Below are 20478 nucleotides of genomic sequence, written 5' to 3'. Positions count from 1 at the left end.
GATCTAGAGCAGTGTCGCCGGCAGTTAGGTATCGCAGGCGTTCATATCAATATCACGACCAGAAAGATGGCGCCGTTTCCTCGAGCCGCGGCCCGCGGCGAAACGGCGCAATCCGCTCGGTCAGCCCGCTGCGATCCGAAATGTCGACGCCGACGCCGCATAATGTCGCCGGGCCGGTCGCGGCTTCGAAGCGTCCTTTCGGCACCTTCGACAGAAATCGGTTGAGCGGCTCCTCCTTATCCATGCCGAGCGATGAATCATAGTCGCCGCACATGCCGGCGTCGGAGATATAGCCCGTGCCGCCATTGAGGATATGATGGTCGCCGGTCGGCTGGTGCGTGTGGGTGCCGACGACAAGGCTGGCGCGGCCATCGACGAAATGCGCAAAACACATTTTCTCCGAGGTCGCCTCGGCATGGAAATCGATGACCACGGCATCGGCCTGCTCGCCGAGCGGACAGGCAGCAAGCTCGCGCTCACCGGCCTGGAATGGATCGTCGAGTTCGGGATGCATGAACACCCGGCCCATGATGTTGGCGACCAGAACGCGCGCGCCGTTCCTGGCGATGTAGACGCCGGAGCCGCGCCCCGGCGTGCCCTTGGGGAAATTGGACGGTCGCAGGAATCGCTCTTCGCGCGGTGCGAAAGCCAGCGCGTCGCGCTGGTCCCAGACATGGTTGCCGGTGGTGACGACATCGGCGCCCGCCGAAATCGTCTCGCGAAAGATCTCTTCTGTGATGCCGAAGCCGCCGGCGGCGTTCTCACCATTGACGATGACGAAGTCGAGTTTGAAATCCGAGATCAAGCCGGGCAGTTGTTCCCACACCGCCGTGCGTCCCGTCTTGCCGACCATATCGCCGAGGAAGAGAAGTCTCATCTAAACATGATCCAGAACCAAAGGTCAGCAAAGCAAAAAAGCTGCATGACTTTCGGAAAAGACCATGCGTCCAGGAACTTATCTACAATTTCGGCGCGAACCGGCGCAACCCGCTCTCGGTGAGTATTTCCGGAATGATCACATCGTGCGACTCGTCCGGCACCAGCGCCACCTCCTGGCAGTCGAAAGCAATGCCGATCAGCCGGGGCGGTTGCCCCTTGTCGGCAAGACGTGCAATCGCGCGGTCATAGTAGCCCGCGCCGTAGCCGATGCGGTGGCCGCGCGCGTCGAAAGCCGCGAGCGGCACCAGCATCATCTGGGGATCGAGCACCTCCGCCTCCTCGTGCGGTCCGACCGTGCCGAAGCCCATCTCGACCATCGGCGCGCCACGCACCAGTTCGCGAAAGACGATGGTAGTCTTGTCGAGAATGGCCGGCAGACAAAGCCTTGCCCCATTTTCGCGCAAGGCGAACATCAGCGGCCGGACATCGACCTCCGAGCGCATCGGCCAGAAGCCGGAGACGATCTGGCCCGGCTCTATGGCGACACTATCCCGTGCCGTCTCGGCCATTTCGAGCGCCGCTTCCACCCGCCAGAACGGATCGAGCGCGTCGCGTCGCCTGAGCGCTTCGCCTCGCAAATTTTTTTTCAGTTCTTTGGGAGAAATCATGGAGCCAGGGTAGAAAAGGTCGGATCTGGTTGAAGTTTTGGGAGCGACGTTTTCCACCGCATGATCCACCGAAACGCGAGTGGATCCTTTGGGTCGAGTGACGATCCACACAACCGGTGGAGAGAGCGATCCCGGGAACCTACAAAGTAGGTGGGCGCCGTATGAGAAAACCCACGGGTCTTCCCAGGGACAGCTCCCTAGGGATCATTAAGGCCCCGGGGAAAATGTTCTCCTGCCGGGAAGCGCAGACCGTCGCAACCAATATAGGCCGGCGGTCGGCCAAGCGCCAGAGACACGACCATGTTCGACGGCTTAATTCGTCACGATGGCCTGCCTGGGAACTGCGTCGGCACGAGGTTTTGCCGCGCCCTTGCCGCTGCGCCTTGCACAGGCTGGGCTGTCTCCTTACGGTTGCCATGAAAACTGAGGAGCAAGAATGCGTTTCGAAGGCACGGCGGCCTATGTCGCCGACAAGGATCTGATGGTGGCAGTCAACGCAGCGATCGCGCTGGAGCGGCCATTGCTGGTCAAGGGCGAGCCTGGCACCGGCAAGACTGAACTGGCCAGGCAAGTGTCCGCAGCGCTCGGCCTCGAACTGATCGAATGGCACGTCAAGTCGACCACCAGGGCGCAGCAGGGCCTCTACGAGTATGACGCCGTCTCGCGGCTGCGCGACAGCCAGCTCGGCGATATCAGGTTCAACGACATCAGGAACTACATCAAGCGCGGCAAGCTGTGGGACGCCTTCGCCGCCGACAAGAAGGTGGTGCTTCTGATCGACGAGATCGACAAGGCCGATATCGAATTCCCCAACGATCTGTTGCAGGAACTCGATCGGATGGAGTTCTTCGTCTACGAGACCGGCGAGACGATCCGCGCCGCGGTGCGCCCGATCGTCATCATCACCTCCAACAACGAGAAGGAATTGCCGGACGCCTTCCTGCGCCGCTGCTTCTTCCACTATATCCGCTTTCCCGACGTCGACACGCTGCACAGGATCGTCGACGTGCACTACCCCGGCATCAAGCAGAACCTGGTGCGCGCCGCACTCACCCAGTTCTACGAGATCCGCGACGTGCCGGGCCTGAAGAAGAAGCCGTCGACCTCCGAGGCACTCGACTGGATCCGCCTGCTCGTCGCCGACGACATCGCGCCCGAGGATCTGCGCGCCGACCCGAAGAACGCGCTGCCCAAGCTGCATGGTGCGCTGTTGAAGAACGAACAGGACGTCCATCTGTTCGAGCGACTGGCTTTCATGGCGCGAAAGCAGGGGTGAGGAACGGTCATCCTGAGCTGCGAAGATTCGGCCTCTGACGCCGAGCTAGAAGGCGTTCCTACGAGCGGGCTTCACCTGCCCTCTGAGCAGGATGATGGCCTCTTGCCTCCTGCAGCGCGACATTTTTGGGGCCGAAGATGATGAAGCTGATGACGGCAAGAGCAAGAACGCCGATCCCGCTATAGAGCATGACCCAGCCAAAACCGTTGACCAGGGCGGCATGCACGATGGCGCCGGACGGATCGAGGGTCGCGAGCTTGGGCGAGTGTTGCGAGAGGCCATCGAGATTTCCGGCGGCGATCTTTTCCGCCAGCGCGCGCAGTTCAGTCGGATCCAAGGCCGTGCCCAATGCGTCGCGCAGATAAGAAACAATCCCCTGCGTCAACAGCAAGCCCAGCACCGCGATATTGATGGCGAGCGTGATCAAGCGCGCGCTGATATCGATGCCCGAAGCCATGCCGGCACGATCCGGCGACACTGAGCCGGTCGTGGTGTTGGTGGTCGGCGAATTGGTCAGGCCGATGCCGATGCCGGCAATCAACGTGCCGGGCAGCATGGTCAGCCAGTTGGCTCCGTCGAGCCCGGAACCTATCCACATGGCGATAAAACCGATCCCCAGTGTCAGCAACCCGAGCGGGATCGCCACCCGCGCCTGATAACGGGCGCGCAAGCGCTCGGCGATCGAGGACATCAGCATCAGGGGAAGCGTGTAGACGAGCAGCAACAGGCCGGTTGTGGTGCTGTCGTAGCCGAGAACTCCCGAAAAATAGATCGGCAGATAGATGATGAACGGCCAGTAGCTGAAATTCATGCCGATGCCGCCCATGATCGCTCCCGAAAACTGGCGAATGCGGAATACCGAGAAATCGAACATCGGATAGGGATTGATCTTTTCGGCAACAAGGAACGCGATGAAGGCCAGCACGGCCGCGCTTGTCACACCGATGCGGGCGCCAGAGCCGAGATCGGCCCCTTGCGTGATCAGATAGGAGAAGCCGAACACTGCAAGCGAGAGCGTCAGGATGCCGGTCCGGTCAAGCTTCTGGGCGTTACGGTCGCGCGATTCGGTGACACCGGCGCCAATGAAAACCAGGGCAAGGATGGCGAGTGGCACGTGGATGAGGAACACCCACTGCCAGCTCGACAGCGTTACGATCAATCCGCCAATGGCGGGACCAAAACCAAGCCCGATGCCCGAGACGACGCTCCACGCAACGAAAGCCTTGCCGCGTTCACTGCCGTCTTGGAACTGGTGGGACAGCACCGCCACGCTGCAGGTGAACATCGCGCCGCCTGCAAGGCCTTGCAGAAAGCGCGCGACGATCAAAAGCGGAGCGCTCGGTGCGAGGCCGCATAGCAGAGAGGCGAAGCCGAAGGCGACGGTGGTGATCACCATCACGCGTTTGCGGCCGAAACGGTCGGCCAATGTTCCCGTCGCCATCAACACAGTGGTGCAGGCAATGGTGTAGGCGTTCATGATCCATTGCAGATCCTTGAAGTCGGCGGCGAGCACGCTTTCCAGTTTCGGAAGGATCACCGGGACACTGGAGATTTCAAGGCCGAACAGCAGCGAGGCAAGGCAGGCGCCTGCGAGTGCAACGGTGTTCCGGTCAATTTGAAACGTCATATCGATCACTTTCCATCGGAGCATTCAGAGGGGCTGCGAGCGGCGCCCTTAACTGCGGCCGACATGACATAGACGAGGCTTGACTATGAAAAAAGGCTATGGGTTTCTATTTCAGAAATGACAAAATGGAATGATCGTAATGACCAGCCTTGATGTCGACGCCGTCCGCACCTTCGTCATGGTGGCCGACCTGCAGAGTTTCACCCGGGCGGCTGCCGCGATGGGGAGCACCCAGGCGACGATCAGCGTCAAGCTGCGCCGGCTCGAAGAAAAGCTCGGCGCGCGTTTGATCGAACGAACCCCGCGCCGTGTGGCTCTATCGGCAAGGGGGGCGGTTTTCCTCCCCGCGGCCCGTGAATTTCTTGCCGCCCATGAACGCGCCGTCGCGGAATTTTCCGCAGCGCCGTGTCGGCTTGCTCTCGGTTTTGTCGATCATGTCGCGGGGCCTAAGCTTTCCACACTCATAGCCCAGCTTCATGCCCATGATCCGTCGCTCGCGCTCAACATAAGGATCGACACCAACTCGATGCTGGAAGGAGCTTTCGATCGCGGCGAGCTCGACGCTGTGATCGTGCACCAGGAAGATGACATCCGACGCGGCGAAGCCCTGTCGCGCACCCACTATGGCTGGTTCGCGGCCCCTGCCTTCGAATGGCGGCCCGGAACGCCATTGCGCCTGGCCCTTTTGAGCACCGTATGCAATTGCCCGGACCGCCTGAGAGCGGTTGAGGCGCTGGATAGGGCAGGCATCGCCTGGAGTGAGGCTTTCGTGGGCGGTGGCGGCGCGGCCGTCAACATCGCGGTATCGGCCGGTTTCGCTATTGCCGCCCTCGCCCACCGTGTCGTTCCCCCCGGCCTTGTCGACGTGGGCCGCAAACTCGGCCTGCCGCCAATTCCGTCTTCGGAGATCGTTTTGCACTCGCACGCTTTGGCGCCGCGGGCACGAGAGGCGCTGCGCATGCTCGCGACCGCTTTTCGCGAGTATAATTTGCCGGCGGGATAGGCAAAGATATTCGTGATGCCGATTCTATTGGGATGGATCGGGTTGCAGACCTCAGAGGGAAATGAAATGACCGAGATCACCGTCCGCCCACTTGCACAATCTGACCATGCCGACTGGCAGCGTCTGTGGACCGCCTACCTCACCTTTTACGAAACCAAGCTGCCGGAGGACGTCTACGCCCTCACCTGGGAGCGCCTGTTCACGGCAGGCGAGTTCGAGCCGAAAGGTTTCATCGCCACCCTCGACGGCAACGCGGTCGGCTTGACGCACTATCTCTACCATCGCTCCTGCTGGTCCCAGGTAAACAACTGCTATCTCCAGGACCTGTTCGCCGACCCGGATGTGCGCGGCAAGGGCGTCGGCGCCGCCCTGATCGAGGCGGTGAAGCAGGAAGCCGGCAAGATCGGCGTCAAGAACGTCTACTGGATGACTCATGAAACCAACACCACCGCGCGCAAACTCTACGACCACGTGGCGCGGCGCACGGGCTTCATCGAATATGATTTGATGTGATGAACGCCGACGATTGAAATCGCCGCTGTTGCGCAATATATTGCGCATATTAGGACCGCTCGTGCCGCTGATCGAGACCAACACACGCAAGATCGTCACGAGGCTTTTACGCGACGGCTGGGTGAACGTAGGCGGCGGCAAGCATGAGAAGTATGAGCATCCGGAGAGGCCGGAGATCATGATCATCGTGCCGCGGCATCGCGAACAATCTCTGGGCGTCGCGCGGTCAATCGCCCGGCTTGCCGGATGGATTTAGGACGAAACATGACGCACTATGTCGGAATTCTTGACGGCGCGGATGATGTCTGGGGGGTGCGGGTGCCCGATCTTCCCGGATGTCACGGCGGTGGCGCAAGTCCCGAGGAGGCGATAGCCGATGCGACCTCCGCCGTTCGCGAATGGGCCGAGGCACGGATGGCGAAGCACTTGCCCTTGCCCGGCTCGCGCACGGTGGCAGATCTGCTCCGACTGGGCGAAATCGATAGCGCTGCCGGCGAATCTGCCGTGATGATCCCCGTGCTGATCGATTCCGGACGGCCTGTCCGGGCCAATTTGTCACTCGACGCAGGTCTCTTGGCGGCAATCGATGCCGAAGCAAGCCGACGCGGGCTCACGCGTTCAGCCTTCATCGCCAGCGCCGCTCGCGAGAAGATCGAAGGTCACAGATAAAGTCGGGCGATGTTCATCCCCTTCTTCCTCGAACTGAAGGCTGCGCGTGTTCCGGTCTCGCTCCGGGAATATTTGTCGCTGCTGGAAGGGCTGGGGGCAGGGCTGGTCGACTATGACGTCGAAGGTTTTTACTATCTAGCCCGCGCAGCCCTGGTGAAGGATGAGCGCCACATCGACCGTTTCGACCAGGTCTTTTCGCGTATCTTCAAGGGCGTTGAAGCGCTGGCTGGCGAAAATGCGGTCGATGTCGAAAACATTCCGGAGGAATGGCTGCGCCGGCTTGCCGAAAAGCACCTGACCGACGAGGAGAAAAAGCTGGTCGAGACGCTCGGCGGTTTCGAAAAGCTGATGGAAACGCTGAAGCAGCGGCTGGAAGAGCAGAAGGGCCGCCACCAGGGTGGCTCGAAATGGATCGGCACCGGCGGCACCTCGCCTTTCGGCGCCTATGGCTACAACCCTGAAGGCGTTCGTATCGGCCAGCATGAGAGCCGCAACCGCCGCGCGGTGAAGGTCTGGGACAAGCGCGAATTCAGGAATTTCGACGATTCCGTCGAACTCGGCACCCGCAACATCAAGATCGCGCTGAAGCGCTTGCGCCGCTGGGTGCGCGAAGGCGCCGAGGAGGAGTTCGACCTGCCCGGCACCATCCACGCCACGGCCGAACATGGTTATCTCGACGTGCAGACACGGCCTGAGCGGCGCAATGCCGTGAAGCTGCTGATGTTCTTCGATGTCGGCGGCTCGATGGACGATCACATCAAAAGCGTCGAAGAGCTGTTTTCGGCTGCCCGCGCCGAATTCCGCCAGCTCGAATATTTCTACTTCCACAACTGCCTCTACGAGGGCGTGTGGAAGGACAGTCGCCGCCGCTATGCCGAGGTGATTCCGACCTTCGACCTCCTCCACAAATACGGTCCGGACTACAAGGTGATCGTCGTCGGCGATGCCTCCATGAGCCCTTACGAGATCGCGTATCCCGGCGGCTCGGTCGAGCACTGGAATCCGGAGGCCGGCGTCGTCTGGCTCGGCCGTCTGCTGCAGCAATGGCCGAACGCGGTATGGCTCAACCCGGAAAATGAGAAACACTGGGGCTATACTCATTCGGTCGCCATGATCCGCGACATCTTCGGCGGCCGCATGTTTCCGCTGACGCTCGCAGGGCTCGAAGCCGCGACGAAACAGCTTTCAAGGAAGCACTGAGTGGATTTTCGGAACGCAAGACAGGAAGACCGATGACCTGTTTCCTCTGTCTGCAATGTGGCGTCCAGTTCGCGGCGGCAGCCGCGCCGCCGCAACATTGCCCGATCTGCGAAGACGAGCGGCAATATGTGCGCTGGGAGGGCCAAGCCTGGATCACGCCGGAAGAGCTCGCCGCCGAGCATCGGATCGTGATGAAAGACGACGCCGGCGTGCTCGCCTTCGGCATCGAGCCGCGCTTCGCCATCGGTCAGCGGGCATTGCTGGCACAAACGCCGCACGGCAATGTGCTGTGGGACTGTATCTCGATGGTCAGCGACGAGGCGGTGGCCGAAATCAACCGGCGTGGCGGCCTGGCCGCGATCGCCATCTCGCACTGCCATTATTATTCGGCAATGGTCGAGTGGAGCGAAGCGTTTGGCGGCGTGCCGATCTACCTGCACACCGATGATCGCAAGTGGATCATGCGACCACATCCGGCTGTTATCAGTTGGGAGGGCGAGACGCGTGCCCTAAATCCCTCGCTGACACTTATCCGTTGTGGTGGTCACTTTGCCGGCGGCCAGGTGCTGCACTGGAAGCGCGACGGCGGCGACGCCATCCTGGCCGGCGACATCTTGCAGGTGACGCCGACCCGCCGCCATGTCAGTTTCATGTACAGCTATCCGAACTACATCCCGCTCAATGCGGCGAAAGTGCTCGGTATCAAGACTGCGTTGGAGCCTTTCGAGTTCGACCATATCTATGGCGCATGGTGGAATCAGAACGTCATCGGAGATGCAAAGACAGCATTTACAGCGTCCGTTGCGCGGTATCTCGCCGCGATCGCCTGAGGAATTCTTCGCGGCATCGAAATACGGGCAAACGCTGTAACGAATGCCTATTTTAAACGAAGTTGGGAAGGCAACCCAAGTAGCGGCATGAGCTAAGAGGCAAAAAGATGGATAGCCACACCTACCCCGTCACCCGCACCGATGCCGAATGGCGCGCGCGGCTGACGCCAGAGCAATATGCGGTGATGCGCAACCACGGCACCGAGCGGCCAGGCAGCTGCGCCTTGCTTCACGAGAAGCGCGCCGGCACCTTTTCCTGCGTCGGCTGCGACCAGCCACTGTTCGAATCCAAGCTGAAATTCGAGAGCGGCACCGGTTGGCCGAGTTTCAACGACCCGGTGCCAGGTTCGGTCGAGACGACCGTCGACCGCAGCTACGGCATGGTCCGTACCGAATGCCACTGCGCCCGCTGCGGCAGCCATCTCGGCCACGTCTTCGAGGACGGCCCGCCGCCAACCGGCCTGCGCTATTGCATCAACGGCGTCGCGCTGAAATTCGAGCCGGCTGCCTGATTGCAATTCGACGGTGGCAAAGGACGGCTTCGGCCGCCCTTTGCGGGCGTCAGATCACCACCACCATTATCAGCCACAGCACAGCGCCCAGCGTCATCAGCGAAGCCTTGATGCCGCCGGTATGCTCGGCGGTCCGCCACACCGCAAACGTCAGAAAGAAATTGTACGGTACCGGCGCGAAATGCACCGCCAACGCGAGGGCGAGCGGCAGCTTCAGCCCAAGCAGGATCAGCGCCAGCACCGAGAATGCGATGTTGATCGCCGTGCCGACAAGCACAAGATCGCGCCAGAACAGCCGGTCGAGCGGGGCCGTGCCTCGCCAGCGCGAGCGGAAGAAGCCCGAAGCGTCGCTTGCCTTGCCGTCTTCGCCTTTGAAGGTTTCTGGCGCACTCATCGATGCGGCCTTCTCTCGTTCGACTGCCGCAGAGATGTCCAAGGCAGCAAGCCTGTCAACGCAGGTCGATCATCGGCACGCGCGCGTATGATTTGGCAGATTGTCATCAAACGGTCGTGAAACCTTTCTACGTCGCCCTTGTTGGCATCTCGGCAAAGACACCTTGCCGCAACCTGCCGCCCCATCATCCAGTCACCTGCCAAGGAGGTCTTGAGATGAGCGATAATGTCTACAACGTGCTGTTTCTTTGCAACGCCAATTCGGCGCGCTCCATTATGGGAGAAGCCATCCTCAATCGGATCGGTGCCGGCAGGTTCAAGGCCTTTTCCGCCGGTTCGCAACCGAAAGGCGAGGTTAATCCCTACGCGCTGCAGCTGCTCGAAAGCCTCAACTACGATACGAGCTTCGCCCGCTCGAAAGGCTGGGACGAGTTTGCCGAGCCCGGCGCGCCTGAAATGAATTTCATCTTCACGCTTTGCGACAGCACCGCCAACGAATCCTGTCCGATCTGGCCGGGTCATCCGATGACCGCGCTCTGGTCGATACCGGACCCAGCCAAGGCAGACGGCACCGACGCCGAACTGCACCTCGCCTTTGCTGACGCCTATCGCATGCTGAACAACCGCATCTCGCTTTTCACCAATCTGCGGGTGGATGCACTCGACCACCTGGCGCTGCAACAGCATCTCGATGCGATTGGCCGCGACACGCCGAAGCCGATCTAGAGCGGTTCATCGTTTCACGGAAACGCCGAACCGCTCTAAGTATTTGTTTTTACGCAATTCCGGACGGAAAACCGCTACGCACTTTTCCTGGAATTGCTCTAGGCTCAAGCCACTGCGACGCGAATTCACCGATCGGCTTCGCCACCGTCGCCCAGAACTTCGGCGACGGCGCGCTCAAAACGCGATGCTTCCGTCACCAGCCAGTCGGCCATGGCTGGCCAATTGTCCTCGGCATAGCAGTTCACCCGCCACAGCGAATTGATGCCGAGGCCCTCGCAACTCTGTTCCGGCCTGAGCTTCAACCTGTCTTCGATCGCCGGCTGGAACGGCTTCAATCGCGACCAGGCTCCCGTGGCACCGAACTTCTCGTTGCGGCCGAAGAAGACGCCGACATGGTTCTGCGCCGGCGCGACATACATGGAAAGGACCAATGCGAAGTCGGGCAGCCCGCGCTGCCAGAACCAGGGTCCGCGCCGCGCCATCAAAGCCCTTTCTTCCGGATGCCGTTCCGCAAACAGCGTCCAGAAGCCGCGTTGGCGGAATTCAGAGGCGCGGCGGACGCCAAAGTCGAATTCGCTCATGGCTCGACCCGTTGAGGGCGCCGCGACCGGCGCCAGGGCTGTTGTCAGCCTTACACCATGCCGAGTGCGGCTTTGTAGAGATCGAGGATCGATTCCTCCTCCTGCCGCTCGGCCTGGTCCTTCTTGCGCAGCCGGATGATCGACCGCATCGCCTTGGTGTCGAAGCCGGTGCCCTTGGCCTCGGCAAACACTTCCTTGATGTCGTCGGCGATGGTCTTCTTCTCTTCCTCGAGCCGCTCGATGCGCTCGATGAAAGCTCGCAGCTGGCCGGCGGCAACAGTCTGGCTGGTCTCGGTGATATCGTCGGCCATTTTTTCTCCGCGTCGTTTTCCATGCCGCGACTCAGGAATGTGTCGCGGCGAATTTGCAGCGGTTCGATGCCCGACCGGGGGCGACCGGTCAAGCTGTTATCGATGCGGCATGGACGGTTCGGCACACCCCAAGGTGTGTTGAGATTCAGGTCACTTGAATATCAACACACCTTAACCGAAGGCGATCAGCAGATCCTTGGCGTCGATCTGGTCGCCGGCCCTCACCAGCACCTCGGCGATGACCCCATCACGCTCGGCATGCAATGCCGTCTCCATCTTCATCGCCTCGATCGACAAAAGCACGTCGCCGGCCTTGACCGCCTGGCCGGCGGCAACGGCAAGCGCCGAGACCACGCCCGGCATCGGCGCGCCGACATGTGCCTCGTTGCCGGGCTCGGCCTTGCGGCGCGCCTTGGCGGCGGAGGCACCATGGGCACGGTCCGGCACCTTGACGCGACGCGGCTGGCCATTGAGTTCGAAGAACACGGTCACCATGCCCTTCTCGTCGACATCGCCGATGGCCAGGCAGCGCACCACCAGCGTCTTGCCCTTCTCGATGTCGACGAAGATCTCGTCTTCCGGCTTCATGCCGTAGAAATAGGTCGGCGTCGGCAGCACGCTGACCGGCCCGTAGGTTTCCTGGGCTGCGGCGAAGTCGGAGAAGACCTTCGGATACATCAGCCACGAGGCGAATTCGAATTCGCTGAGCTTGCGCTCGACCTTGTCCTCGATCTCCTTGCGGCTGGCCTTGAGATTGGCTGCTTTCAACAGAGAGCCAGGTCGCACGGTGATCGGCTTGTCGCCCTTCAGCACCTTCTTCTGCAGCGCCTCCGGCCAACCGCCGGGCGACTGGCCGAGATCGCCGCGCAGCATGGAAACGACCGAGTCCGGGAAGGCGATATCTTTGGCCGGATTTTCGACATCGGCAACCGTCAGGTCCTGGCTTACCATCATCAGCGCCATGTCGCCGACAACCTTGGACGACGGCGTCACCTTGACGATGTCGCCGAACATCAAATTGACGTCGTGATAGGTCTGCGCCACTTCGTGCCAGCGCGTCTCCAGACCGAGCGAGCGCGCCTGTTCCTTGAGGTTGGTGAACTGCCCACCCGGCATTTCGTGCAGGTAGACCTCCGAGGCCGGCCCTTTCAGGTCGCTTTCGAAGGCGGCATACTGGTTGCGCACCGCCTCCCAGTAGAACGAGATATTCCTGATCCATTGCGGGTCGAGCCCCGGATCCCGCTCGGTGCCCTTCAGCGCCTCGACGATCGAGCCCAGGCAAGGCTGCGAGGTGTTGCCAGACAGCGAGTCCATCGCGGCATCGATTGCATCGACGCCGCTGTCCACCGCCGCAAGCACCGTCGCCGCCGACAGGCCTGAAGTGTCGTGGGTATGGAAATGGATCGGCAGATCGGTCGCATCGCGCAGCGCCTTGAACAAGACGCGGGCAGCACTCGGCTTGAGCAACCCGGCCATGTCCTTGACCGCGATGATATGGGCGCCGGCCGCCTGCAACTCCTTGGCCAACGCGACATAGTATTTGAGGTCGTATTTGGCTCGGGCCGGGTCGAGTATGTCGCCGGTGTAGCAGATCGCCGCTTCGATCAGTCTGCCCTCGGCGCCGACCGCATCCATGGCGACTCGCATGTTGTCGACCCAGTTCAAACAGTCGAAGACGCGGAACAGGTCGATGCCGCCGGCGGCGGCCTGTTTGACGAAATGCTGCACGACATTGTCGGGATAGTTGGTGTAGCCGACGCCGTTGGCGCCGCGCAAAAGCATTTGCAGCAACAAATTGGGCGCTGCCTCGCGCACCAGCGACAGCCGTTCCCACGGGTCTTCGGTGAGGAAGCGCATGGCGACGTCGAATGTCGCTCCGCCCCAGCATTCCAGAGACAAAAGCTGCGGCAGCGCGCGCGCATAGGTGCCGGCAATGCCGGCGATGTCATAGGTACGCACGCGCGTCGCGAGCAGGGATTGGTGCCCGTCGCGCATCGTCGTGTCGGTGACCAGCACCTCTTTTTGCGCGCGCATCCAAGCCGCAAATTTCTCCGGCCCCAGCGCGTCGAGCTTCTGCTTGCTGCCATCGGGCACATTGCCGTTGAGATAGGGCACCATGGGCGGTGCCGCATCCGCCTTCGGCTGCGGCCGGCCGCGCGTCTCGGGATGGCCGTTGACGCTGACGTCGGCCAGGTAGTTGAGCAGCTTGGTCGCGCGGTCCTGCCGCTTCACGCTCGCGAACAGTTCCGGCGTCGTATCGATGAACTTGGTCGTGTAGGAATTGTCGGCGAAACTCGGGTGATTGATGATCGCCTCGAGGAAGGTAAGGTTGGTCGCCACGCCGCGGATACGGAACTCGCGTAGCGCCCGGTTCATGCGGGCGATGGTTTCGGCCGGCGTCGGCGCCCAGGCCGTCACCTTCTCCAGCAGCGGGTCGTAGAAGCGGGTGATGACCGCGCCCGAATAAGCGGTGCCGCCGTCGAGGCGGATGCCAAAACCGGTGGCGCCACGGTAGGCGGTGATACGGCCATAGTCGGGGATGAAATTATGCTCGGGATCTTCCGTGGTGATGCGGCACTGCAGCGCGTGGCCGTTGAGCCTGATATCCTTCTGCGCCGGCACGCCCGATTCCGGCGTGCCGATGGCGAAACCATCGAGGATGTGAATCTGCGCCTTGACGATGTCGATGCCGGTCACCTGCTCGGTGACGGTGTGCTCGACCTGGATACGCGGATTGACCTCGATGAAGTAGAATTTTCCGGTGTCGGCGTCCTGCAGGAACTCGACCGTTCCGGCGCCGATATAGTCCGTCTCGCGGGCGATCTTCAGCGCGTAATCGCAAAGCTCTTCGCGCGATGACATTTCGAGGTACGGCGCCGGCGCGCGCTCGACCACCTTCTGGTTGCGGCGCTGGATGGAGCAATCGCGCTCGAACAGGTGCACGGCATTGCCGTGTGTGTCGCCCAGCACCTGAACCTCGACATGGCGGGCGCGCTCGATCAGCTTTTCGAGATAGACCTCGTCCTTGCCGAAGGCGGCTTTCGCCTCGCGCTTGCCCTCCGTCACCTCACGGGCAAGGTCGGCCTCGGAGCGGATGGCGCGCATGCCGCGGCCGCCGCCGCCCCACGATGCCTTCAGCATCACCGGATAGCCGACCTCCTTGGCCAGTTCCTTGACCGTTTCCATGTCATCCGGCAACGGATCGGTGGCGGGGATCACGGGCACCCCGACCTCGATCGCCAGGTTGCGCGCCGCGACCTTGTTGCCGAGCCTGCGCATCGTATCCGGCTTCGGCCCGATGAAGATGATGCCGGCCTTGGCGCAGGCTTCGGCGAATTCAGGGCTTTCCGACAACAGCCCGTAGCCCGGATGAATGGCATCGGCGCCCGAAAGCCTGGCGACGCGGATCACTTCCTCGATCGACAGATAGCTTTCGATCGGCCCCATGTCCCTGGTCAGATGCGGCCCGCGCCCGACCTGATAGCTTTCGTCGGCCTTGAACCGGTGCAGCGAGTATTTATCCTCCTCCGCCCAGATCGCCACGGTTTTGAGGCCGAGTTCGTTGGCCGCGCGGAAAACCCGGATGGCGATTTCGGACCGATTGGCGACAAGGATCTTCGTAATTGCCAAGGACAAGGCTCCAGACGCTGACGGGGAAGGGAACTGGCGCCATGATTAACGCGAAAATGCTGCAGCGCAAACAAAATCGGGCGGCGTTTAAACCGATTTAAATCACTTTTGGCCGTTGAACAGAAGTCCAACGAAAGAATGCCCGGCGCGAAGCGCCGGGCATTCGGGAATTGTCGTCGTCGACAGGCTTACATCTTCTGGATGTAGGTGTACTTGCCGTCGTCGCCCTTCTTCCATTCGTACATGACGTAGCCAGGCAGCGTCGGATCGCCCTTCGCGTCATAAGAAAGATCGCCGAGCACCGTCTTGAACGGGCCGTTGGCCTTGAGAGCCTTGGCAACTTCCTGCGGGTCGTTCGACTTGGCAGCCGTCGCGGCTGCCGCGATAGCCTGCATGGCGGCATAGGAGTACAGCGTGTAGGCCTCCGGCTCGAAGCCCTGCGCACGGAACTTCTCGACGAGTTCCTTGTTCGCCGGGATCAGACGCGGATCCGGGCCGAACGTGTTCAGCGTGCCCGCGACCGCATCGCCGGCGATCGAGGCAAGCTCGTTCGACACGATGCCGTCGCCGGAAACCAGCGTCGCCTTGAGGCCCTGGTCAGCCGCCTGGCGGATGATCAGGCCGGCTTCGGTGTGCAGGCCGCCCCAATAGATGATGGAAACGCCGGCTTCCTTCATCTTGGCGATCAGCGCCGAGAAGTCCTTGTCGCCGACATTGACGCCTTCATACATGACTTCCGTCACGCCGGCGGCATTCATCGCCTTCTTGGTTTCGTCGGCAAGACCCTGACCATAGGTCGTCTTGTCATGGATGACCGCAACCTTGGCGTCCTTGAAGTTTGCCGCGAGATAGGCGCCGGCGATGCTGCCCTGCTGGTCGTCGCGTCCGCAGGTACGGAACGTGTTCCACAGGCCACGCTCGGTGAACTGCGGATTGGTCGCGGCCGGCGTGATCTCGAGGATACCGTTTTCCGCGTAGACTTCCGATGCCGGGATCGAAACGCCCGAGTTGAAGTGGCCGACCACGAACTTGACGCCGTCGCCGACGAACTTGTTGGCGACCGAGATGCCCTGCTTCGGATCGGAGACGTCGTCGCCAACGGAGAGCTTGATCTGCTCGCCATTGATGCCGCCCGCCGCATTGATATCGGCGACCGCCTGTTCGGCGCCCTTCTGCAGCTGCGCGCCGAAGGCGGCATTCGGACCGGTGATCGGACCGGCGACGCCAACCAATATGTCAGCCCACGCGCTGCCGCTGAACGCGACGAGCGCGGTCAGGGCGACGGCGGACAAAAGTGATTTTCTCATGTAAAACGCTCCCATTTACAGAGTGGGCGTGAATGATGCTTTCATGCGATGCCCACTTTTACTCGCAGAAAGGGTACTTTGCCGATTTTCAGGCACTTGTCACGCCGATTCATCCCCGAAACGACGTTAATGATGAACATCAACCTTTTGGTTTCCAGCTCAAAAGCGATGCTCTTTCGTAGAGCCAATTATACTGTGTCACCATCTGGTTGGTGCGTGTGTATTGATAGCCGATGAAGCCTAATATCATCAGGACGATGGTGTCGACTATGTAGTACTGCAACGAGAACATCGTGCCCTCGAACAGCGCGTGATGGATGAATCTTACGACGATGCCGAGGCCGAGCAGATAGGCAAACAATTGGATGAGGCTGCGCCACGTCTGGGCGCAGGCCTTGCCCGTCATCCATGCCGCCCAACCGCCGAGCAGGCAGGTGACGAAGAAGAACTGCCAGACCGAGGGTTCCTCATAGAGAATGCCCTGCATAATTGATATCTCCTGAACTCAGTGATGGCCGCCTTCGAGATAAGCGGCGCGCACGTCCGGATCGGCGAGCAGCTCCTTGCCGGTGCCGCTCATCGTCACATTGCCGTTGACCATGACATAGCCGCGCGTGGCGAGCTTCAGCGCGCCAAAGGCGTTCTGCTCGACCAGGAACACGGTTAGTCCTTGCGTGCGGTTCAGCTCGCGAATGGCGTCGAAGATCTGCTTGACGATCAGCGGCGCCAGGCCCAGCGAAGGCTCGTCGAGCAGGAGCAGCTTCGGCCGCGCCATCAGCGCACGTGCGATCGACAGCATCTGCTGCTCACCGCCCGACAGCGTGCCGCCGCGCTGGGCAATGCGCTCCTTCAGGCGCGGAAACAGCGTGAACACCTTCTCGACGTCCTCGTCGTAATGCTTGAGGTTGTCGAGGCTGGCGCCCATCTGCAGGTTTTCCATCACCGTCATGCGCGGGAAGATGCGCCTTCCCTCCGGCGACTGGGCGATGCGCATGCGCGCGATCTCATGGGTCGGCATCTGGGTTATGTCGGTGCCGGCGAAGGTGATGGTGCCGGCCCGCGCCCGCGGCGCACCAAAAATAGTCATCATCAGCGTCGACTTGCCGGCGCCGTTGGCGCCGATCAGTGCCACGATCTCACCCTGGTTGACGGTGACGTCGACGCCGTTCAGCGCCCTGATGTTGCCGTAATAGGTCTGGACGCCCTTGATATCGAGCAGCGTTGTGCCGGCCATCATTTACGCCCTCCGCGCTTGCCCGCCGCAGGCGCAGCTGCTTTGCCAGTCTTTCCGGAAGCACGGCCGGAGGGATGGCTCGTCTCCACCTTCCCGGCATCGACGCGGCGCGAAAATTCCGTCTCCTTGCCGGCGGCAAGAAGCTTGGCCTGGCCAATCCACTCCTCGCGCGCAATGCGTCCGTCGAAGGCAAGATAGGCCTCAACGGCCTCAATGTCGGCTTTCTTCCATGCCGCGATCTGGTCGAAATGGAAGATGCCGTGCTGGTTGAGCTTCTTCTCGTTGACCGTGCCGATGCCCTTGATGCGGGTCAGATTGTCGGCCTTTCCGCCACGCGGTGCTGCGAGCCGGTTCGAAACGCCGGCGGCCTTAGACTTGGCCGGAGCTTTGGTGCTTGGCATTGCCGCGGAGGGTTTTGCGGCAGAAGATTTCGCGCTGGGCTTGGCTGCCGCCGGGGAGGCCGCCTTGCTTGCTGCCGCACTCGACCTCGCATCGAACTGCCCTGCTTTCGAGGCGCCCTTCGACACCGTGACGCGTTCACCCTCGCTATGGCCGACCGTATCGGTCACCGGTCCGGCGAAATAGGACGATGACGTGCCCGGGCCGTGCGCCGAATCCGGACCCGTATCCAGTTGCTCGATGACGTCTTCGTCGCCGACCTCGGTCAGCACCGTCTCGACTTCCTCGTCCTCGACGCCGAGATAGGCGGCGATGACACGCGGATCGGTGCGTACCGCCTGCGGACTGCCATCGGAGATCTTGCGCCCGTATTCGAGCACCACGACATGGTCGGAAATCTGCATGACCACCGCCATGTCGTGCTCGATGAGCAGGATCGAGGTGCCCGTATTGTCCTTGATGTCCATCAGCAGCGCGTTGAGCGCCATCGATTCTTTCGGGTTGAGACCGGCGGCCGGCTCGTCGAGGCAGAGCAGTTCCGGGCCCGTGCACATGGCCCGCGCGATCTCCAGGCGTCGCTGCGCGCCATAGGGCAGGTCGCCGGCCGGATCGTCGGCTCGATCGAGGAGATCGGCCTTTTCCAGCCAATGCTTGGCGAGCTCGATCGACTCGGCCGACGCGGCTCGGTAGCCGCTGAAGCCGAACAGGCCGAGGATGGTATAGCCTGACGCCTTCATCAGCTTGTTGTGCTGCGCCACCAGCAGATTCTCCAGCAGCGTCATGCCCGAGAACAGGCGGATGTTCTGGAAGGTGCGCGCCACCTTGGCGCGCGCCGGAATCTCATGATTAGGCAGGCGTTCGAGCAGATAGCTCGAGCCGTCGCGCCGATTGAGCGTGATCATGCCTTCCGACGGTTTGTAGAAACCGGTGATGCAGTTGAACACGGTGGTCTTGCCGGCGCCGTTCGGCCCGATCAGCGCGGTGATCTCGCCGCGCCTGGCCTGAAAGGACAGGTCACCGATGGCGACCAGACCGCCGAACTTCATCGACAGATGGTCGACCTGCAGGATCGCGTCGTTCATACCCGGGTTGGCTTTCTGAATCGAGCTCGCATCACTCATCAGCCGTGGCCCTCCTTGGTGAAGGAGCCGGATACGGCCCTGCGCTCCTTGAGGAAGGCGGTCGGCTCACGGCTGCCTACGAACCCGCGCGGTTTCCAAACCATGACGATGACCATGGCCATGCCGAATAGCAGCATGCGGTAGAGTTCCGGCGTGAAATCCGGACCGAACACCTGCTTCAGGAAATCGAGTTCGCGTAGCACCTCGGTGCCGCCGATCATCACCATGGCGGCGACGGCAATGCCGACCAGCGAGCCCATGCCGCCGAGCACGACGATGGCGAGAATGATCGCCGATTCCAGGAAGATGAAGGATTCCGGGCTGACGAAACCTTGCCGCGCGGCGAAGAACGAGCCGGCGAAGCCGCCGAACATAGCGCCGGTGGCAAAAGCAGTGAGCTTGGTGGTGGTGGTGTTGATGCCGAGCGAGCGGCAGGCGATCTCGTCCTCGCGCAGCGCTTCCCAGGCGCGGCCGACAGGCATGCGCCTGAGCCTTATGGTAACGAAGGCGGTGAGCAGGCAGAGCCCGAGGATCAGATAGTAGAGGAATATCTTGTAGTAGGCGCTCGATGTGGCGATGTCCAACACCTTGGCGATATAGTTCGGATCCGAGACGTTGAACGACATCAGACCGAAGAAGGTGACCTTCGGGATGCCGGAAATGCCGGCCGAACCGTTGGTGACCTCGCGCCAGTTGATCAGCACGAGACGAATGATCTCGCCGAACGCCAGCGTCACGATGGCCAGATAGTCGCCGCGCAGGCGCAGCACCGGGAAGCCGAGTAGTACGCCCCAGAAGGCGGCCATGGCGCCGGCGGCCGGCAGCAGGATCCAGAACGACAGGCCAAAATGCGTGCCCAGCAGCGCATAGGCATAGGCGCCGACGGCGTAGAAGGCGACATAGCCGAGATCGAGCAGGCCGGCGAGGCCGACGACGATATTCAATCCCCACGCCAACATCACATAGATCAGGATCTGGATGCCGAAATTATCGACCCATTTCAGTGAGCCCTGAAAGCCGCCCATCATCGATCCGCTGTACAGCGCCAGCACCAGCACGACGACGACGGGATAAACCGCCAGTGCGGCGATGCCCAATACCGAGAAGTGGGCATGAATGAAGCTGCGGAAATAGAACAGCACCGAGGCGAGGGCATAGATGATCGCCAGCGCTCGCGCAAACCGCGCATAACCGGCAAGACCAGGCCCCAGCAAACCATCGAGGGAGCCGGCCAGAACAGCCAGCACCGCGACTACGGCGATGGCTGCGATGAAATATGGCAACCGGAAGAATCGCGTCGCCACGCTGTCCGGCAACAGGCCGGTAGCGATGTCGGCGATCTTCTGTTTGGCCAGGAAGGGCTGGCCATAGGCGACATAGACAAAGCGTCCGACCATGGTCAGCACAACCACGGTAAAGAGAAGCCACCAGCGCTGCACAAGGATCAGTTCGTTCGAGATGTTCTGATCGGTCCTCAGGCCGATGAACAGCACGAACAGCCCAAGCGCGATGGCGCCGGCATAAAGCGCCTCGCGCGTGGCGCGCTGCACAGGGGTGGCGACGACGTCGCGCTCCGGAGATACAGTGACGGCCATGATT

The 20478-nt window shown here is 61.6% G+C and carries 21 protein-coding genes and 1 other RNA gene; 9 read left to right on the top strand and 13 right to left on the bottom strand.

The window, feature by feature from the left end:
* Positions 1 to 52: 52 nt before the first annotated feature.
* From ABID19_RS20210 to ssrS, 3 genes are all read right to left on the bottom strand, one after another.
* Entirely contained in the window at positions 53 to 877 is an 825-nt protein-coding gene (locus tag ABID19_RS20210; RefSeq protein ID WP_095495408.1) for a TIGR00282 family metallophosphoesterase, read from the bottom strand.
* 82 nt (positions 878 to 959) lie between these two features.
* Positions 960 to 1547 carry a 5-formyltetrahydrofolate cyclo-ligase gene (locus tag ABID19_RS20205; protein WP_354492722.1) on the bottom strand — a complete coding sequence of 196 codons (588 nt, stop codon included), beginning with the start codon at positions 1545 to 1547 and terminating at the stop codon, positions 960 to 962.
* 98 nt (positions 1548 to 1645) lie between these two features.
* Positions 1646 to 1801: non-coding RNA, 6S RNA (gene ssrS / locus ABID19_RS20200), on the bottom strand.
* A 182-nt stretch (positions 1802 to 1983) separates the two neighbouring features.
* Here ssrS and ABID19_RS20195 point away from each other — a divergent pair.
* Positions 1984 to 2823: an AAA family ATPase gene (locus tag ABID19_RS20195; protein WP_354492720.1), complete on the top strand. Its 840-nt coding sequence runs from the start codon at positions 1984 to 1986 to the stop codon at positions 2821 to 2823.
* Between the two features lie 58 nt (positions 2824 to 2881).
* Here ABID19_RS20195 and ABID19_RS20190 read toward each other — a convergent pair whose 3' ends face one another.
* Positions 2882 to 4450, bottom strand: a complete 1569-nt coding sequence (locus ABID19_RS20190; protein ID WP_354492718.1) for an MFS transporter — start codon at positions 4448 to 4450, stop codon at positions 2882 to 2884.
* Positions 4451 to 4589: 139 nt separating this feature from the next.
* On the opposite strand from ABID19_RS20190, the gene ABID19_RS20185 reads away from it, so the two are divergent.
* From ABID19_RS20185 to msrB, 7 genes are all read left to right on the top strand, one after another.
* Positions 4590 to 5453 (top strand): LysR family transcriptional regulator, encoded by an 864-nt coding sequence (locus tag ABID19_RS20185; RefSeq protein WP_354492716.1) that lies wholly within the window; start codon positions 4590 to 4592, stop codon positions 5451 to 5453.
* A gap of 66 nt (positions 5454 to 5519) precedes the next feature.
* The gene (locus tag ABID19_RS20180) at positions 5520 to 5966 is read left to right on the top strand and encodes a GNAT family N-acetyltransferase (RefSeq protein ID WP_354492714.1); all 447 of its coding nucleotides are present in this window, start codon (positions 5520 to 5522) and stop codon (positions 5964 to 5966) included.
* A 61-nt stretch (positions 5967 to 6027) separates the two neighbouring features.
* Positions 6028 to 6222 (top strand): type II toxin-antitoxin system HicA family toxin, encoded by a 195-nt coding sequence (locus ABID19_RS20175; protein WP_126104508.1) that lies wholly within the window; start codon positions 6028 to 6030, stop codon positions 6220 to 6222.
* An 8-nt stretch (positions 6223 to 6230) separates the two neighbouring features.
* Positions 6231 to 6635 (top strand): type II toxin-antitoxin system HicB family antitoxin, encoded by a 405-nt coding sequence (locus tag ABID19_RS20170; RefSeq protein WP_354492713.1) that lies wholly within the window; start codon positions 6231 to 6233, stop codon positions 6633 to 6635.
* 9 nt (positions 6636 to 6644) lie between these two features.
* A complete protein-coding gene (locus ABID19_RS20165) occupies positions 6645 to 7835 on the top strand; it encodes a vWA domain-containing protein (protein ID WP_354492711.1) in 1191 nt (396 codons plus the stop codon).
* 32 nt (positions 7836 to 7867) lie between these two features.
* Positions 7868 to 8665 carry an MBL fold metallo-hydrolase gene (locus ABID19_RS20160; protein WP_354492710.1) on the top strand — a complete coding sequence of 266 codons (798 nt, stop codon included), beginning with the start codon at positions 7868 to 7870 and terminating at the stop codon, positions 8663 to 8665.
* Between the two features lie 107 nt (positions 8666 to 8772).
* Positions 8773 to 9177 carry a peptide-methionine (R)-S-oxide reductase MsrB gene (msrB, locus tag ABID19_RS20155; RefSeq protein ID WP_027152870.1) on the top strand — a complete coding sequence of 135 codons (405 nt, stop codon included), beginning with the start codon at positions 8773 to 8775 and terminating at the stop codon, positions 9175 to 9177.
* Positions 9178 to 9226: 49 nt separating this feature from the next.
* Here msrB and ABID19_RS20150 read toward each other — a convergent pair whose 3' ends face one another.
* On the bottom strand, positions 9227 to 9571 hold the full coding sequence (locus tag ABID19_RS20150) for a hypothetical protein (RefSeq protein WP_352928275.1): 345 nt from the start codon (positions 9569 to 9571) through the stop codon (positions 9227 to 9229).
* A gap of 215 nt (positions 9572 to 9786) precedes the next feature.
* Between ABID19_RS20150 and ABID19_RS20145 the strand changes: the two genes are divergently transcribed.
* Complete coding sequence (locus ABID19_RS20145) at positions 9787 to 10296, top strand: arsenate reductase ArsC (RefSeq protein ID WP_354492709.1); 510 nt, start codon at positions 9787 to 9789, stop codon at positions 10294 to 10296.
* 125 nt (positions 10297 to 10421) lie between these two features.
* Here the strand turns inward: ABID19_RS20145 and ABID19_RS20140 are convergent, their stop codons facing one another.
* The 8 genes from ABID19_RS20140 to livM form a co-directional block, all read right to left on the bottom strand.
* Complete coding sequence (locus tag ABID19_RS20140; RefSeq protein WP_354492708.1) at positions 10422 to 10877, bottom strand: hypothetical protein; 456 nt, start codon at positions 10875 to 10877, stop codon at positions 10422 to 10424.
* 50 nt (positions 10878 to 10927) lie between these two features.
* Positions 10928 to 11188 (bottom strand): DUF2312 domain-containing protein, encoded by a 261-nt coding sequence (locus tag ABID19_RS20135; protein ID WP_023719653.1) that lies wholly within the window; start codon positions 11186 to 11188, stop codon positions 10928 to 10930.
* A 171-nt stretch (positions 11189 to 11359) separates the two neighbouring features.
* A complete protein-coding gene (gene pyc, locus ABID19_RS20130; RefSeq protein ID WP_354492706.1) occupies positions 11360 to 14818 on the bottom strand; it encodes a pyruvate carboxylase in 3459 nt (1152 codons plus the stop codon).
* A 188-nt stretch (positions 14819 to 15006) separates the two neighbouring features.
* On the bottom strand, positions 15007 to 16125 hold the full coding sequence (locus ABID19_RS20125) for a branched-chain amino acid ABC transporter substrate-binding protein (protein ID WP_354492705.1): 1119 nt from the start codon (positions 16123 to 16125) through the stop codon (positions 15007 to 15009).
* 139 nt (positions 16126 to 16264) lie between these two features.
* Positions 16265 to 16612 carry a DUF6867 family protein gene (locus ABID19_RS20120; RefSeq protein WP_352928285.1) on the bottom strand — a complete coding sequence of 116 codons (348 nt, stop codon included), beginning with the start codon at positions 16610 to 16612 and terminating at the stop codon, positions 16265 to 16267.
* Positions 16613 to 16630: 18 nt separating this feature from the next.
* On the bottom strand, positions 16631 to 17359 hold the full coding sequence (locus tag ABID19_RS20115) for an ABC transporter ATP-binding protein (RefSeq protein WP_354493007.1): 729 nt from the start codon (positions 17357 to 17359) through the stop codon (positions 16631 to 16633).
* Positions 17359 to 18879: an ATP-binding cassette domain-containing protein gene (locus ABID19_RS20110; RefSeq protein ID WP_354492703.1), complete on the bottom strand. Its 1521-nt coding sequence runs from the start codon at positions 18877 to 18879 to the stop codon at positions 17359 to 17361. The genes ABID19_RS20115 and ABID19_RS20110 overlap by 1 nt, the downstream gene beginning before the upstream one ends.
* Positions 18879 to 20474 (bottom strand): high-affinity branched-chain amino acid ABC transporter permease LivM, encoded by a 1596-nt coding sequence (livM, locus tag ABID19_RS20105; protein ID WP_354492701.1) that lies wholly within the window; start codon positions 20472 to 20474, stop codon positions 18879 to 18881. Before livM ends, ABID19_RS20110 begins: the two co-directional genes overlap by 1 nt.
* Positions 20475 to 20478: the final 4 nt, after the last annotated feature.

Source organism: Mesorhizobium robiniae, from assembly GCF_040545535.1.
In the GTDB taxonomy this organism is placed as follows: Bacteria; Pseudomonadota; Alphaproteobacteria; order Rhizobiales; family Rhizobiaceae; genus Mesorhizobium; species Mesorhizobium robiniae.
This window is presented reverse-complemented; position numbering and strand designations above follow the sequence as displayed.